The 14,898-nt window shown below is 51.4% G+C and carries 12 protein-coding genes and 1 riboswitch; of the genes, 6 read left to right on the forward strand and 6 right to left on the reverse strand.

Annotated features, from left to right (window positions below; translation table 11 throughout):
- Positions 1 to 13: 13 nt before the first annotated feature.
- The 6 genes from coaE to nadC all read right to left on the reverse strand — a co-directional run bounded on the left by coaE (position 14) and on the right by nadC (position 6,350).
- Positions 14 to 667: a dephospho-CoA kinase gene (gene coaE, locus CWI71_RS03405; protein ID WP_126754022.1), complete on the reverse strand. Its 654-nt coding sequence runs from the start codon at positions 665 to 667 to the stop codon at positions 14 to 16.
- Entirely contained in the window at positions 664 to 1,545 is an 882-nt protein-coding gene (locus CWI71_RS03410; protein ID WP_126753859.1) for a prepilin peptidase, read from the reverse strand. Before CWI71_RS03410 ends, coaE begins: the two co-directional genes overlap by 4 nt.
- A complete protein-coding gene (locus tag CWI71_RS03415; protein WP_126753860.1) occupies positions 1,545 to 2,777 on the reverse strand; it encodes a type II secretion system F family protein in 1,233 nt (410 codons plus the stop codon). Before CWI71_RS03415 ends, CWI71_RS03410 begins: the two co-directional genes overlap by 1 nt.
- Positions 2,778 to 2,801: 24 nt before the next feature.
- Positions 2,802 to 4,499, reverse strand: a complete 1,698-nt coding sequence (pilB, locus tag CWI71_RS03420; protein ID WP_126753861.1) for a type IV-A pilus assembly ATPase PilB — start codon at positions 4,497 to 4,499, stop codon at positions 2,802 to 2,804.
- Positions 4,500 to 4,593: 94 nt separating this feature from the next.
- Positions 4,594 to 5,112 (reverse strand): pilin, encoded by a 519-nt coding sequence (locus CWI71_RS12135; protein WP_126753862.1) that lies wholly within the window; start codon positions 5,110 to 5,112, stop codon positions 4,594 to 4,596.
- A 169-nt stretch (positions 5,113 to 5,281) separates the two neighbouring features.
- Positions 5,282 to 5,391, reverse strand: a riboswitch (cyclic di-GMP riboswitch).
- A 92-nt stretch (positions 5,392 to 5,483) separates the two neighbouring features.
- Positions 5,484 to 6,350 carry a carboxylating nicotinate-nucleotide diphosphorylase gene (gene nadC, locus CWI71_RS03430; RefSeq protein ID WP_126753863.1) on the reverse strand — a complete coding sequence of 289 codons (867 nt, stop codon included), beginning with the start codon at positions 6,348 to 6,350 and terminating at the stop codon, positions 5,484 to 5,486.
- Between the two features lie 119 nt (positions 6,351 to 6,469).
- Here nadC and ampD point away from each other — a divergent pair, with 119 nt between their 5' ends.
- The 6 genes from ampD to lpdA all read left to right on the forward strand — a co-directional run bounded on the left by ampD (position 6,470) and on the right by lpdA (position 14,831).
- Positions 6,470 to 7,021 (forward strand): 1,6-anhydro-N-acetylmuramyl-L-alanine amidase AmpD, encoded by a 552-nt coding sequence (gene ampD / locus CWI71_RS03435; protein WP_126753864.1) that lies wholly within the window; start codon positions 6,470 to 6,472, stop codon positions 7,019 to 7,021.
- Positions 7,022 to 7,864, forward strand: a complete 843-nt coding sequence (ampE, locus tag CWI71_RS03440) for a regulatory signaling modulator protein AmpE (protein ID WP_126753865.1) — start codon at positions 7,022 to 7,024, stop codon at positions 7,862 to 7,864. It abuts the gene before it with no gap.
- A 170-nt stretch (positions 7,865 to 8,034) separates the two neighbouring features.
- Positions 8,035 to 8,790 carry a pyruvate dehydrogenase complex transcriptional repressor PdhR gene (gene pdhR, locus CWI71_RS03445; protein WP_126753866.1) on the forward strand — a complete coding sequence of 252 codons (756 nt, stop codon included), beginning with the start codon at positions 8,035 to 8,037 and terminating at the stop codon, positions 8,788 to 8,790.
- A gap of 9 nt (positions 8,791 to 8,799) precedes the next feature.
- On the forward strand, positions 8,800 to 11,469 hold the full coding sequence (aceE, locus tag CWI71_RS03450; RefSeq protein ID WP_126753867.1) for a pyruvate dehydrogenase (acetyl-transferring), homodimeric type: 2,670 nt from the start codon (positions 8,800 to 8,802) through the stop codon (positions 11,467 to 11,469).
- 21 nt (positions 11,470 to 11,490) lie between these two features.
- The gene (aceF, locus tag CWI71_RS03455; protein ID WP_126753868.1) at positions 11,491 to 13,314 is read left to right on the forward strand and encodes a dihydrolipoyllysine-residue acetyltransferase; all 1,824 of its coding nucleotides are present in this window, start codon (positions 11,491 to 11,493) and stop codon (positions 13,312 to 13,314) included.
- 89 nt (positions 13,315 to 13,403) lie between these two features.
- Entirely contained in the window at positions 13,404 to 14,831 is a 1,428-nt protein-coding gene (gene lpdA / locus CWI71_RS03460) for a dihydrolipoyl dehydrogenase (RefSeq protein WP_126753869.1), read from the forward strand.
- Positions 14,832 to 14,898: the final 67 nt, after the last annotated feature.

The following is a 14,898-nucleotide window of genomic DNA, read 5'->3' on the forward strand; positions in this document are numbered from 1 at the left end:
ACTCTGGGACCGTTTATCGGTCTTCTTTTGTTTTTAGTTCTGCGTTTTTCGCGTTTTTCACATCTTCGGCATCTTTGGCATAGCCCAGATACTTCTCGTGCAGCTCACGAACCTGCGCGGGCAAGGTATCGGGTTTGCCTTCATTGTTAATGATATCGTCGGCGGCTGCAAGTCGCTCCTCGCGTGACGCCTGTGACCGCAGAATCTGCTCCACCTGTTCAGCGCTGACATTATCGCGCTGCAAGGTCCGCTGGCGCTGGGTTTCTTCACTGACGTCAACCACCAGTACCCGGTTGCAATACTTAGTGAGATTATTTTCAACCAACAAGGGGGCGGACAAAATGACATAGGGTGAGTCAGCGGCCTCAAGCGCTGCCAGAATTTGTTCGCGGATAAGTGGGTGAGTGAGATCATTCAGCCACTGCTTCTCATCTGGCTCGGCAAAGATTTTCTCGCGTAACCAGGCACGGTTAAGCTCACCGCTCTCAAGTAACGCCTCTTTGCCGTAGCGTTCGCCGACCGCGCTCAGCGCTTTGCCACCTTTGTCCATGATATGACGGGCAATCACGTCGGCATCGACGACTTTAATACCATGCTGCGCGAACAGATCAGACACTGTAGTCTTTCCCGAACCAATGCCGCCGGTTAAGCCAAGTACCCACATCAGACGCGCACCAGGCCCCAGTACCATTGCAGTAACTGTTCGCCCCAAATCATCGCAATCACGCCGCCGCAAATAAGAAAGGGCCCAAATGGAATAGGTTGCCCCTGACCTTTTTTCGCGGCCAATTGCAGCGTAATACCAATCACCGCGCCACTAAATGCTGACGCCAGTACAATCACCGGTAACATCTGATAGCCTGCCCAGGCTCCGAAGGCCGCGAGCAGCTTGAAGTCACCGTAGCCCATACCTTCTTTGCCGGTCAGCAGTTTATAGGCCCAGTACACCGACCACAGGAACAAGTAGCCGGCAATCGCGCCAATGACCGCATCGGCCAGGCTAACCGGACCGCCGGCCCAGGCCACAAACAGACCCAGCCAGAGTGTGAAATAGGTCAGTTGATCGGGTAGCAGCATGTGGTCATAGTCGATGAAAAACATGGCTATTAGCAGTCCGGCAAAGACCATGTAGTAAAGCGCTGGCCAACTGAAACCCTGATACCAGACAATGGCGGCAAAGAAGACCGCGGTAAGCATCTCGATGGCGGGATAGCGCAACGAAATACGCGCGTTACAGTGACGGCATTTACCTTTTAGCAGCAGCCAGCTGATGACGGGAATATTGTCGTACCATTTAATCGCATGCCGACACTTCGGACAATGAGAGCCCGGCGTGGAAATATTAAAGTTCGCCCGTTTGGGTTCTGGCTGACCGGTGACTGCAGCGCAATCGCGTTCCCATTGCCGCTGCAACATGACCGGTAGACGACCGATCACCACATTCAGAAAACTACCAACCACCAGACCTAAAACTAAACCAAGTGACGAAGTAAGACCGCTGTACGCCGGATAAATAGCATACAGATCAGGAAACTGCTCCAGCATTAGCCCACCACTGCGCCAAGGTTAAAGATAGGCAGGTACATGGCAACAATCAGGCCACCTACCAACACACCAATGACCACCATGATCATCGGCTCAAGCAGCGCGGTCAGGTTATCGACCAGATCATCGACCTCGCGCTCGTACACGTCAGCCACCTTGGCCAACATATCATCCAGTGAGCCCGACTCTTCGCCAATGAAAACCATCTGATTCGCCATGGTAGGGAACACATCGGCATTCACCATCGCCGTGTGCATTTGCATGCCCGAGGTCACGTCCGCCTGTACCCGGAAAATTGCATCACGATACACCGAGTTACCCGAGGCACCCGCCGCCGATTCCAGCGCGTTGATGAGTGGCACACCCGCCGCGAAGGTGGTAGAAAGAGTTCGAGCAAAGCGAGCGACGGCTGCTTTGTGGAGGATCATGCCAACGACGGGGATCTTAAGTGACAGAGCCTGAACTTTGTCGCGGAACTTATTGCTTTTAACCATGGCTCGGCCAAAGAGAAAGCCAGCAATAATAAACCCTACGAGTATATATATCGCATAGGCCTGCACCAGTTCCGATAAATTGACGACAAACTGTGTCATAGCCGGTAACTCAGCACCGAAGTCTTTAAAAACACTTTCGAATTGTGGAACCACATAAACTAGAAGAATCATGGTAACCACGATCGCAACCACAATAACTGCGGCTGGGTAAACCAGTGCCTTTTTGATCTTCGCTTTTAAAGCTTCAGATTTTTCGCGATAGGTCGCAATCCGATCGTAAATCGCCTCGAGGGAACCAGACTGCTCACCTGAATCAACAAGATCACAATAAAGGGGGTCAAATACTTCAGGATGCTTGCGCAGCGATGCCGCAAGAGGCGAACCAGAGCCGACATCATCAGCAATCGTCAACATTAGATTTCTAACACGAACATGGTCGGTACCCTTTGCGACCATTTCCAAGGCTTGTAATAAAGGGACACCGGCTTCAAGCATCGTCGCTATTTGGCGGGTGAAAAGGGCAATATCGCTACCCCTGATTTTTTTATAACCCAAAAGGGGCTTTGCTTTTTTCTTAACGGAGCGGGGATTGATGCCTTGATCACGCAACTTTGCACGAATCTCTTTTTCACTATCACCGCGCATTAAGCCTTTAACTTTCTGGCCCCGGCGATTCAGGCCCTGCCATTGGAACTCACTGAACGCTTCTAATTTTGATTTTTTTGCTGCAGTAGCCATAGTAAGTCCTTTATTTTATGGGACCTAAGAATTGGTGACGCGATTTGCCTCTGCGAGACTTATTGTGCCGTCAGCGACCTTGCGAAGAGCCGACTGTCGTAATGAATTATAGCCTTCTTTGCGCGCCTGACGGGCAATTTGCAATGAGCCTGCGTTTTCCATAATAAGCTCTTGAATCGCCTCTGTCACCGGCATTACTTCGTATACGCCTGTACGACCTTTAAAACCGCCCGTACACTGGTCACAACCAACCGCCTGTTGCAAATTTAGATGAGGAATTTGCTCTTCCGTAAATCCTTGGCGAATTAACTCCTCTTTCGGAACTTCCTCTGGCTCTTTACACTCATTGCAAAGTCGACGAGCTAGCCGCTGCGCAATAATCAATGTAATCGAGCTCGCGATGTTATACGAGGGAACCCCCATATTCATAAGACGGGTCAGCGTTTCTGATGCTGAGTTTGTATGCAAGGTCGAAAGCACTAAGTGACCGGTCTGCGCAGCTTTAATCGCTATTTCAGCTGTTTCCAGATCACGAATCTCACCGACCATGACGATATCTGGGTCCTGCCGTAGAAATGAGCGAAGTGCATCGGCGAAGGTTAACCCCGCTTTTACATTAATTTGCACTTGATTAATACCGTGCAGGTTAATTTCAACAGGGTCTTCCGCCGTTGAAATATTCACTTCCGGTGTATTAAGAATATTCAGACCGGTATATAGCGAAACGGTCTTACCGGATCCGGTAGGGCCTGTCACCAAAATCATACCTTGAGGTTTTGTTAACGCATTCTCGTATAGCTTCTGTTGCTCAGGTTCATAGCCAAGCGACTCAATACCCATCATGGCTGCGGCGGCATCCAGAATTCGCAACACGATTTTCTCACCATACATTGTCGGTAAGGTACTAACCCGAAAATCAATCGCGCGGTTTTTCGATAGGCGTAACTTAATACGACCGTCTTGGGGTAAGCGCCGCTCAGCAATATCCAACTGAGACATAACCTTCAATCGCGCAGCTATTCGTGCGGAGAGCGCAAAAGGAGGCCGGGCTATCTCGTGAAGAACCCCGTCAATACGGAATCGAATGCGATACTCGCCTTCATAAGGCTCAAAGTGTAAGTCGGATGCTCCCCGCTTTATGGCATCAAGCAACATCTTATTAATGTAGATAACTATTGGAGCATCGTTCTTACCATCAACGGTGACCGCGCCGCTTTCATCTCGTACCTCTCCGTCAGCATCGATTTCGCGGAGTTCCTTCTCATCCTGTTCGGTAACACCGAGCAAGGAGCTTTCATTTTCTAATAATTTATCAATCAGTTTTTGTAGCTTGTCTTCTTCGACAAGCACTGCTTCAGCTTGCAATCGCGTACGGAACTGAAACTCATCAAGCGTTTCAATCCGAGTGGGGTCTGACACAGCGATATACAAGACATTGCCACGCTGATACAGGGGAACAGCGTGATTTTTACGTATCAAACGCTCATTGATAAATTCCGGAGGGATAAGCTCAGAGTTAAATGAATCCAGGTCGAGCCACGGAGAGTTAGACTCTTGATAACAAAACGCTGCTAGCTCACTGGCCTGGATTAACTTCCTTTCGATGAGAACACTAGTGAACGGTAACTTTGTTTCCCATGCATACTCACTACAACTTTTAAGTTGCGCTTCAGGAATTCGTCTGTCACGCAGCAGTAGAGCTGCTAGAGAATGATGTAGCATGGAGCAATATGCCAAATGGGGTAAAAATCAGGGGATCGAAACGCTCGATCCCCAAAAAATATTCTAAGCTTTCTCGGTTTCGTTTTTATCAGACTTAAGGGGTTGTTGAGCCGCCAGAAGCTGCTACCGAAGCTGAGTTCGTGACTGAGCCAGCAGTAATGCTTTCTTGCGTAGTGCAACCGTCGACTCGATCTTGGTCTGTACAGTGGATATTCCAGTCAATATTGTTACCGCCAACAGCGATAGGAACGAGCTCAACGACAATATTGCCGCTGGTAGAAGCACCACCGGGACCATTAGTTGCGTCTAGTTCAGCATGAATAACCCCATCTGATACGACTGTTTGAATGACACCTGAAACATCATCAGCATCAGCTATATTTTCAGGAATGCGATTATTGTCAGCGCTACAGCCCGTAAACTGCCCGGTACTTTGATAACAAAGGGATACAGCTTGCTTATAAGTTGATAACGCTGAAATACCAGTACTAGCTCTTGCGCGCTGTGTATAGTCAGTATAAAGAGGAATGGCGACGGCCGCCAGGATACCGATGATTGCAACAACAATCATCAATTCGATTAAGGTGAAACCTTTTTGTACTTGCGCTTTCATGTCAAATCTCCCGAAAGTAACGTAAGCAATTCAATTGTTATTGTTGTCCGGTGTGGCAATCCTTTGTTGGTTGTCACACCAACAACAACGTACTCTGCACTAGCCGAAAGACTGTGGTTGCGCCAGCGACCGTGAAAAGTCGAAAAGCCACGCCATCCACCAGACTTTAGCCTGCAGCCCCGCTATCCGCCAGCGTCTTTACACTCAAAGACTGAAAAGCGCCGGTAGGGACCGGAGGTTTTGCGTCACCGCCTCTCGACGGTTTTGCCTTTTAAAGCATTTGCCTGGCATCCCACTGGCTCGCATGTAGCCTAGCCTGCGGTTTGCGCACTGCCTTGTAAACATAGCAGATGTAAGGGAATCGTCAATACTTACAGATCTGAAATTCGCAGGGAAAGATCAACGGCTTGTATATGTTTCGTGAGGGCGCCTGAAGAAATGTAATCAATTCCGGTACTTACAAGACGCTCAAGCTGCTCTGCTGTTACATTTCCGGACACTTCAAGACGCACATTTTTTGACTTCGTTTTAACGGCTGTATGAATATCGTCATAGTCAAAGTTGTCTAACATGATAATATCAGCACCAGCGTCGAGCGCCGACTGATATTCCTCGAGGTTTTCGACTTCAACTTCGATCGTTTTTTCCGGATTCAATCGGCGCGCCTCAGCTACGGCTGCGGCAATCGAGCCACAAGCCATAATGTGGTTCTCTTTAATCAGGTAAGCATCGTACAAGCCGACGCGGTGATTACTGCCGCCGCCACAGACCACAGCGTACTTCAGCGCCGTGCGCAGACCCGGAATGGTTTTGCGGGTATCAAGCAGACGGGTATTCGAGCCGGCCAGATGTTTCACGTACTGTGCGGTGGTGGTCGCCACGCCGGAAAGCGTTTGCAAGAAGTTAAGCGCGGTGCGCTCACCGGTCAGTATGGCCCGCGCCGGACCACGTAGCTCGCAGAGTAAGCTGTCGGCTGTCACCTTATCGCCGTCAGTAACATGCCAGGTCAGCGTGACTTCGCTACCTAGTTGCTCAAACACTTCATTCACCCACTCCACGCCGCAAATCACTGCGTCTTCGCGCGTAATAATACGACCGTAAGCCTGCTGCGTGGCCGGAATCAGCTGTGCGGTGATATCCAAATCACCGCTCATGCCGTTCAGATCCTCTTGTAAGGCACGGCTTACCATGTAGTTACGATCGGCAGCGAGCAGTTCGGGTTGTACGCGAGTGTCCATTGTTGCGGCTCTCTTAGTGGGCGAATAATAGTGGGCGAAACAAGAGCGTATTGTAATGGCTGGCGGCTGGGGTGACAATGTTAGCTATGCAAGCCTGATAAAACACAAAGGAATCAACATTGGAAATCAGTGCCGGTCAACTGCAGGGGGTTGAGCAGAAGTTATCGCCCCATCATAACGAGCGTCCTGACGCTCAGGATATCAGTGTCCTGATTGTGCATGGCATTAGCCTGCCAGCCGGGGAGTTTGGTCAGCCTTATATTGATCAGCTTTTTATGGGTACGCTTGATCCAAAAGCACACCCAAGCTTCGATGTGCTCGAAGGATTACGCGTGTCGGCGCACTGTGTGATTCACCGTGACGGCCGCATCGTCCAATATGTGCCCTTTCATTTGCGTGCCTGGCATGCCGGCAAGTCGCATTATTGTGGGCGCAAGGGCTGTAACGATTTTACCGTCGGTATTGAACTTGAGGGAACGGACACCGAGCCCTACACTAAAGAGCAGTATCAACAACTTGCAAAGGTTGCCGCAGCACTGGTGCGCACCTATCCGGCACTGACACCGCAACGCATTGTCGGCCATCAACACATCGCGCCGGTGCGCAAAACCGATCCGGGCCCGGCTTTTGACTGGCAGTATTTTAAATCGCTGCTGAACGAGGAACTGTAAATGCAATTATTGGCAATTTTATTGGCATATTCCTTAGAGCGTACAGTAACGCTAAGTCGCAACCTGCACTGGCGCCGTATTGTCTTACGCTGGCAGCATTGGCAGACCCGGCAAACGCAAATGGGGCGCGGCGGCGACGCTCAGGAAAAAGTGAGCGAATGGCGCCAGCATCTGCTTGGCGAAGTCGTCTGGGCAGTGCTACCGGCGCTGATCATTAGCTTCATTGTGGCTTTATTAGACTCGTTTCTGGTGTCGTTCGTGGTGGGCGTGCTGGCACTGCTGGCCACCATGCAATGTCGCGAGGCGCGTGATGCTTACAAAGCCTATTTAGAAGCCGCCAACAGCGGTGATGACGATGGCTGCGCGCAGCAGTTACGCATTTTACGCCACGCGGCAGCACGGCATGAGGCCGCCTCAGTACATGAGCTCTTGATCTGGATTCACCTGCGCTATTATTTTGCAACCTTGTTATATTATGTCCTGTTTGGTGTGTTCGGCGCGTTGGTATATGCCACCTTACGCGATATGAAGCACCCGCGTAATAAGTCCTGGAAACAGTTGCAGCTGGTGGTGAACTGGCTGCCGACCCGCATCATGAGCTTTGGCTTTCTGATGGTCGGTAATTTCAGCAAAGCATTACCGGTCTGGCTCAATTCCGTCGGCAATCGCCCACAGAATAACTTCGAGGCGCTTGCCAAAGTGGCAAATGCGGCTGAGGATCTGACTCCCAAACATGAGGACGACGTCACCTCAACTGCTCTGACCAGCGTCGCGCTGGTGAAGCGTAACATGCTGTTCTTTATCGTTTTATTGGCAACTATGACGATAGCTGGCTGGGTCTAAAAAAGAAAAGGTTGGGTTCGCCCCCGTTTTCGACTAAAATGCGTTTGGTAAGACCAATGACCCATTAATGAAATGCGAGAGTGTTATTGGATATTAGTTATTGGATATTAGTGAATTCACCCAATAACCAATATCCAGTATCAAATAACGCCTTAAGGTTTTCAAAAACGATGGCTTTTGACCGCATACAACCGACCAAACTGTCCGACGTGATCATGCAACGCATTGAAGCCATGATCGTCGACGGTACCCTGGAAGCTGGCGCGCGCTTGCCGTCGGAGCGCGATCTTGCGCATCAGTTTTCGGTGTCGCGGCCGAGTCTGCGTGAGGCCATTCAGAAGCTCGAAGCACGCGGTTTACTTGAGCGACGTCAAGGCGGCGGCACCTATGTTTGCGATAATATGCAAGCGCGCGTGGCGGAGCCCTTGCTTGAATTGCTAACACAGCACCCGGAATCGCAGTTCGATCTGCTTGAGTTTCGTCACGCGCTCGAAGGCATCTCGTCGTATTATGCGGCCATGCGCGGTACACCAAATGACTTAACGCACATTGAGCAGGCGTTCACTGCTATCAAAGAAGAGCCCGGCGCTGATCTCGCCGCACAGGCACAGGCGCTCACCGAATTTAACCTGCGCATCTGCGAAGCATCGCATAATGTGATCCTCCTGCATCTGGTGCGCAGTATGCAGCCACTGTTACAAAAAAATATTCAGCAAAACCTGCAGGACCTGGCACATAAGCCGGGCGTCATGCAGCAACTTCACGAACATCGGCAGCAGATTGTCGCTGCCATCAAAGCTGGCGAACCTGAACAAGCGCGCGAAGCGTGCCATCAGCTGCTAGCCTTTATTGAACACGCGTTATTGACCTCGAATCGCGAACAGTCGCGCATTCAACGGTCTTTACGTCGAACGCAAACTGGGTAAGGAAAGAGTATGACCGACCATTTTAAAGACGATCTGGATCCACAGGAAACGCGCGAGTGGCTTGACGCCCTCGAAGTCGTCCTTGAAGAAGATGGCCCCGAGCGTGGCCATTTCTTGTTGGAGTCGTTGATTGAAAAAGCCCGCCGTAGTGGTGCTTACTTGCCATACGCAGCGACGACCGCGTACCTGAACACGATTCCGGCCAGCCAGGAGCCGACCATGCCAGGTGACCAGAGCATGGAAGCGCGGGTACGCGCCGCTATTCGCTGGAATGCATTGGCTATGGTACTGCGCGCTTCGAAAAAAGAGCTGGAGCTGGGCGGCCATATTTCAAGTTTCGCGTCATCGGCGATGATTTACGATGTCGGCTTTAACCACTTTTTCCGCGCGCCAACTGATGAAGACGGTGGCGATTTCCTGTTTATTCAGGGCCACGCGTCTCCGGGTATTTATGCCCGTGCTTATTTAGAAGGTCGTATCAGTGAAGACGAACTGAACAACTTCCGTCAGGAAGTTGACGGCGAGGGCATCAGCTCTTACCCGCATCCGAAACTGATGCCTGATTTCTGGCAGTTCCCGACCGTTTCAATGGGGTTAGGCCCGATTCAGGCCATTTATCAGGCGCGTTACCTGAAATATTTAACTGACCGTGGCATTAAAGACTGCTCTAAGCAGCGCGTTTACTGCTTCTTAGGTGACGGTGAGGTGGATGAGCCAGAAAGCTTAGGCGCCATTGGCCTTGCGACCCGCGAAGGGCTCGACAACCTGACCTTTATCGTGAACTGTAACCTGCAGCGTCTGGATGGCCCGGTTCGTGGTAACGGCAAGATCATTCAGGAACTTGAAGGTACCTTCCGCGGCGCTGGCTGGGAAGTTATTAAAGTGATTTGGGGTCGCTACTGGGATCCGCTTCTGTACCGTGACACCGAAGGTAAGCTTGCCCAGATCATGCAAGAAACCGTCGACGGTGAATACCAGAACTATAAAGCCAAAGGTGGTGCCTACACCCGTGAGCACTTCTTCGGCAAGACCGAAGAAACCAAAGAAATGGTCGCCAACCTGTCAGATGAAGATATCTGGCGTCTGAACCGTGGTGGTCACGATCCGGTGAAAGTTTACGCTGCTTATCATAAAGCAGTAAACACTAAGGGTCGTCCTCAGGTCATTCTGGCGAAAACCGTGAAAGGTTACGGCATGGGCTCTGCGGGTGAAGGTAAGAATATTGCCCACCAGGTGAAGAAAATGGACATGGAAGCGATTAAGCACTTCCGTGACCGTTTCAATATTCCCGTAAAGGATGACGAGCTGGAAGATATTCCATTCTACAAATTCCCGGACGACAGCCCGGAAATGAAGTACATGCGCGAGCGTCGCGAGGCCTTGGGTGGCTACATGCCAAAACGTCGCGCCAACACCGACGTGGAATTGGAAATGCCGCCACTGAAAGCGTTTGAGTCGGTACTCAAAGGCTCAGGCGATCGTCAGATCTCAACCACAATGGCATTTGTGCGTGTACTGACGGCGCTGCTGAAAGACAAGAAGATTGGCAAGCGCGTGGTGCCGATTATCCCTGATGAAGCCCGTACCTTTGGTATGGAAGGCTTGTTCCGTCAGGTCGGTATCTACTCAAGCCAGGGTCAGAAATACGAGCCGCAGGATGCCGATCAGGTCGCTTACTATCGTGAAGATAAAGAAGGCCAGGTGTTACAGGAAGGCATTAATGAGCTTGGCGCCATGGCCTCTTGGGTGGCAGCTGCAACCAGCTACTCGACCAACAATGTGCCGATGATTCCGTTCTACATCTATTACTCAATGTTCGGTTTCCAGCGCGTGGGTGACCTGGTCTGGGCCGCTGGTGACAGCCAGGCGCGTGGCTTTTTGGTCGGTGGTACCGCTGGACGCACCACGCTTAACGGTGAAGGCTTGCAGCACCAGGACGGTAGCAGCCACATTCTGTTTAATACCGTACCAAACTGTGTCACGTATGACCCAACCTTCGGTTACGAGATTGCAGTCATTGTGCAGGACGGTTTACGTCGCATGTACGGCGAGCAGGAAAACGTGTTCTATTACATTACCGTGATGAACGAAAACTACCATCAGCCGGAAATGCCGGAAGGGGTAGAAGAGGGCATCATCAAGGGTATGTACGAGCTTGAGAAGCACGAAGCCAAGAAAACCAAGGCAGAAGTGCAGTTGCTTGGCTCGGGCACTATTTTACAGCAGGTGCGTGCTGCGGCAGAAATTCTTGCTGACAAGTATGGCGTGACCTCAACCGTTTATAGCGCGACCTCGTTTAACGAGCTGGCGCGTGAAGGTCTGGATGTGGATCGTTACAACATGCTTAACCCGACCAAGAAAGAAAAAGTTGCTTATGTAACTAAGCTTCTTGAGAAGGCTAAGGGTCCAACCATCGCCGCAACCGATTACCAGAAATTGTATGCTGACCAGATCCGCGCCTGGGTCCCTACGCCTTATCGCGTGCTGGGTACCGATGGTTTTGGTCGCTCAGACAGTCGCGAGAATCTGCGTCGTCACTTCGAAGTGAGTGCTGAGTACATTACCGTTGCTGCGTTGGCTGAGCTTGCAAAAGCTGGCGATATCGACAAGAAGGTGGTTGCTCAGGCAATCAAAGACTTCGGCATCGACGTCGACAAAACCAACCCACTTTACGCATAAAACAGGGGAGCGCAGACGACTATGGCAGATTTAAAAGAAGTACACGCCCCCGATGTCGGCGGCGAAGAAGTTGAAGTCATCGAGGTTCTGGTCAGCAAAGGCGACAGCGTCGAAGCTGAAGACGGCCTGATCACCGTTGAGAGCGACAAAGCCTCAATGGACATCCCGGCACCGTTCGCCGGCAAAGTCGACGAAATCAAAGTCAGCGTCGGTGACAAGATCTCCGAAGGCGACCTCATCGCCATGCTGGCCGCCGCTGACGAAGGCTCAGACGACGAAGACGAAGACTCGGGCGACGACGATTCGGACAATGGCGGTGACGGGGACGACGTAGCCCGTAGTTCTACTACGGGTGAAACCTCCGACAAAGAAGATGCCGGTGACGAAGAAGAACCCACCGACAAAGACGAAGACAAAGACAAAGATGACTCGGGCGAAACCGAAGTCATCGAAGTCAAAGTCCCCGACATCGGCGGCGACACCGACGTTGAAGTCATCGAAGTTCTCGTCTCCGAAGGCGACAGCATTGAAAAAGAAGATGGCCTGATCACCCTCGAAACCGACAAAGCCACCATGGACGTGCCAAGCCCTGAAGCCGGCACCGTCAAGTCCGTGGAAGTCAACACCGGTGACAAAGTCAGCGAAGGCTCGCTGGTCATCACCCTGGAAGTAGCCCGTAGCTCTACTACGGGTAAAAAGTCGGAAGAAGAAGACGAGGGTGAATCAAAATCTTCGTCGGCCGAATCAAAATCTTCGTCGGCTGACGCCGATGCATCTTCTGGCGAAGATGCAGAGGGGGCAGCCCCGTCCGGGTCAGCCCCTTCAGACGAAGAGGAAGGTCGTGTCACCGCATCCGGTGAGCGCAAAGCCCCACCCGTACCTGATCACCCACTCGACAAAAAGGGTAAAGCCGAAGGCCTTGCCTACGCATCGCCGGCAGTACGCCGTCTGGCGCGCGAGTTTGGTGTGAACCTGAACGAGGTGAAAGGCAGCGGTCGCAAGGAACGTATCCTCAAAGAAGACGTGCAGGAATACGTGAAATACGAACTGTCACGCCCGAAAGCAACAGCTTCGGCGGGTACCTCGAAAGGCTCCGGTGGCTTACAAGTCATCGCGCCACCGAAAGTCGACTTCAGCAAGTTCGGTGAAATTGAAGAAGTGCCATTAACCCGTATTCAGAAAATTTCGGGACCGAACCTGCACCGCAACTGGGTGACCATTCCACACGTTACGCAGTTTGACGAAGCCGATATTACCGAGCTCGAGAACTTCCGTAAGCAAGAGAACGAGCTGCAGGCCAAGAAGAAAGACGGCGTGAAGATCACCCCGTTGGTATTCATCATGAAAGCGGTCGCCAAAGCGCTGCAGGAGTATCCGGTCTTTAACTCCTCACTGGCAGAAGACGGCGAGCACCTGATCATGAAGAAATACATTCATATCGGTATTGCGGTGGATACTCCGGGAGGCCTGGTCGTACCGGTCATTCGTGACGTCGACAAAAAAGGTATCTACCAGCTGTCTGAAGAACTGATGGATGTCAGCAGCCGCGCGCGTGACGGCAAGCTGAAGTCGCAGGACATGCAGGGCGGTTGTTTCTCAATCTCAAGCCTGGGTGGCATTGGCGGTACGGCGTTTACGCCTATCGTGAACGCCCCGGACGTCGCTATTCTGGGCGTTTCGAAGAGCGAAATGAAGCCTAAATGGAACGGTGACGAGTTTGAGCCACGCCTGATGTTGCCAACCAGCCTGTCATACGACCATCGTGTGATTGACGGCGCGGTTGCCGCACGTTTTAGTGTGTATCTGTGCAATGTCCTGTCGGATATCAGAAAACTCATCCTATAAATTAAACAAATCGCGCGGAGGCTGTTATAATCCGCCCCGCGCGAAATTTAACCGAATTCAACGAAATTCTACGAAAGTAAGAGGTCGTCATGAGCAAAGAAATTAATGCCCAAGTGGTCGTACTCGGTTCAGGCCCTGGGGGTTATTCAGCAGCCTTCCGTGCTGCCGATTTAGGTTTAGATACCGTACTTGTTGAGCGTTACAGCACGCTAGGTGGTGTATGTCTGAACGTTGGCTGTATTCCGTCAAAAGCATTGCTGCACCTTGCCAAGCACATTGAAGACGCTAAGCACATGGCGGCAGAAGGCATCGAATTCGGCGAGCCAAAAATTGATCTCGACAAAATTCGTGAGCACAAAGAAAAAGTCGTTGGCCAGCTGACCGGCGGTCTGGGTCAAATGTCGAAAATGCGTAAGGTGAAAGTGGTCACCGGTAACGGTGAATTCGCCAGCGACAAGAAAATGAAAGTGACCGACAACGACGGCAACGAAACCATCGTGAACTTTGAGCACGCGATTATCGCTGCTGGCTCGCAGTCGATCAAACTACCTTTTGTACCTCATGACGACGAGCGTATCTGGGACTCAACCGACGCCCTTGAACTGCGCTTTGTACCTGATCGCATGTTGATTTTGGGTGGCGGTATTATCGGTCTGGAAATGGGCTGTGTCTACGCGGCACTGGGTTCAACCATCGACGTGGTTGAAATGACCGATCAGCTGATTCCACCTGCTGACAAAGACATCATTAAGCCGTTCACTAAGAGCATGAAGAAGAAGTTCGATAACATCATGCTGAACACCAAAGCGGCGAAAGTGGAAGCCAAGAAAGACGGCATTCACGTGACCTTTGAAGGTGAAAACGCACCTGAGAAGCCGGTCAAGTATGACGCTGTACTGGTTGCTGTTGGCCGTTCGCCAAACGGTGACAAAGTAGGTGCAGATAAAGCCGGTGTTGAAGTTACCGACCGTGGTTTCATTAACGTCGACAAGCAAATGCGCACCAATGTGAAAAACATCTTCGCCATCGGTGACCTGGTTGGCCAACCAATGCTGGCTCACAAAGCCGTGCACGAAGGTCACGTTGCTGCTGAAGTTATCTCTGGTATGAAGCACTACTTCGACCCGAAAGTGATTCCTTCAATTGCGTACACTGATCCAGAAGTTGCATGGACCGGTCTGACCGAGAAAGAAGCGAAAGCGCAAGGCATCGAATACGAAACAGCGGTATTCCCATGGTCAGCATCTGGCCGTGCCATTGCACAGGGTTCGACCGACGGCATGACCAAGCTGTTGTTTGACAAAAACGAGCGCATTATTGGTGCTGCAACCGTAGGTTCAAACGCCGGCGAATTGATGGGTGAACTGTGTCTTGCTATCGAAATGGGCTGTGATGCAGAAGACATCGCGCTGACCATTCACGCACACCCAACGCTGCACGAATCAGTTGGCCTGGCCGCGGAAGTGTTTGAAGGCTCGATTACCGACCTGCCAAACAAGAAAGCGAAGAAGAAGTAACCCGTAGTTCTACTACGGGTCCAACCCTCGTACACCGCGATGGTTGGAACGAACACCTCGCTAATGA

It is taken from the genome of Pseudidiomarina insulisalsae (assembly GCF_003987065.1).
GTDB classification, from domain to species: domain Bacteria; phylum Pseudomonadota; class Gammaproteobacteria; order Enterobacterales; family Alteromonadaceae; genus Pseudidiomarina; species Pseudidiomarina insulisalsae.

Excerpts from the sequence above, each read along its gene's own strand:
- aceE (WP_126753867.1), top strand. The coding sequence starts at position 8,800 with ATGACCGACCATTTTAAAGACGATCTGGATCCACAGGAAACGCGCGAG.
- pdhR (WP_126753866.1), top strand. The coding sequence starts at position 8,035 with ATGGCTTTTGACCGCATACAACCGACCAAACTGTCCGACGTGATCATG.
- CWI71_RS12135 (WP_126753862.1), bottom strand. The coding sequence starts at position 5,112 with ATGAAAGCGCAAGTACAAAAAGGTTTCACCTTAATCGAATTGATGATT.
- ampE (WP_126753865.1), top strand. The coding sequence starts at position 7,022 with ATGCAATTATTGGCAATTTTATTGGCATATTCCTTAGAGCGTACAGTA.
- lpdA (WP_126753869.1), top strand. The coding sequence starts at position 13,404 with ATGAGCAAAGAAATTAATGCCCAAGTGGTCGTACTCGGTTCAGGCCCT.
- pilB (WP_126753861.1), bottom strand. The coding sequence starts at position 4,499 with ATGCTACATCATTCTCTAGCAGCTCTACTGCTGCGTGACAGACGAATT.
- CWI71_RS03415 (WP_126753860.1), bottom strand. The coding sequence starts at position 2,777 with ATGGCTACTGCAGCAAAAAAATCAAAATTAGAAGCGTTCAGTGAGTTC.
- aceF (WP_126753868.1), top strand. The coding sequence starts at position 11,491 with ATGGCAGATTTAAAAGAAGTACACGCCCCCGATGTCGGCGGCGAAGAA.
- nadC (WP_126753863.1), bottom strand. The coding sequence starts at position 6,350 with ATGGACACTCGCGTACAACCCGAACTGCTCGCTGCCGATCGTAACTAC.
- CWI71_RS03410 (WP_126753859.1), bottom strand. The coding sequence starts at position 1,545 with ATGCTGGAGCAGTTTCCTGATCTGTATGCTATTTATCCGGCGTACAGC.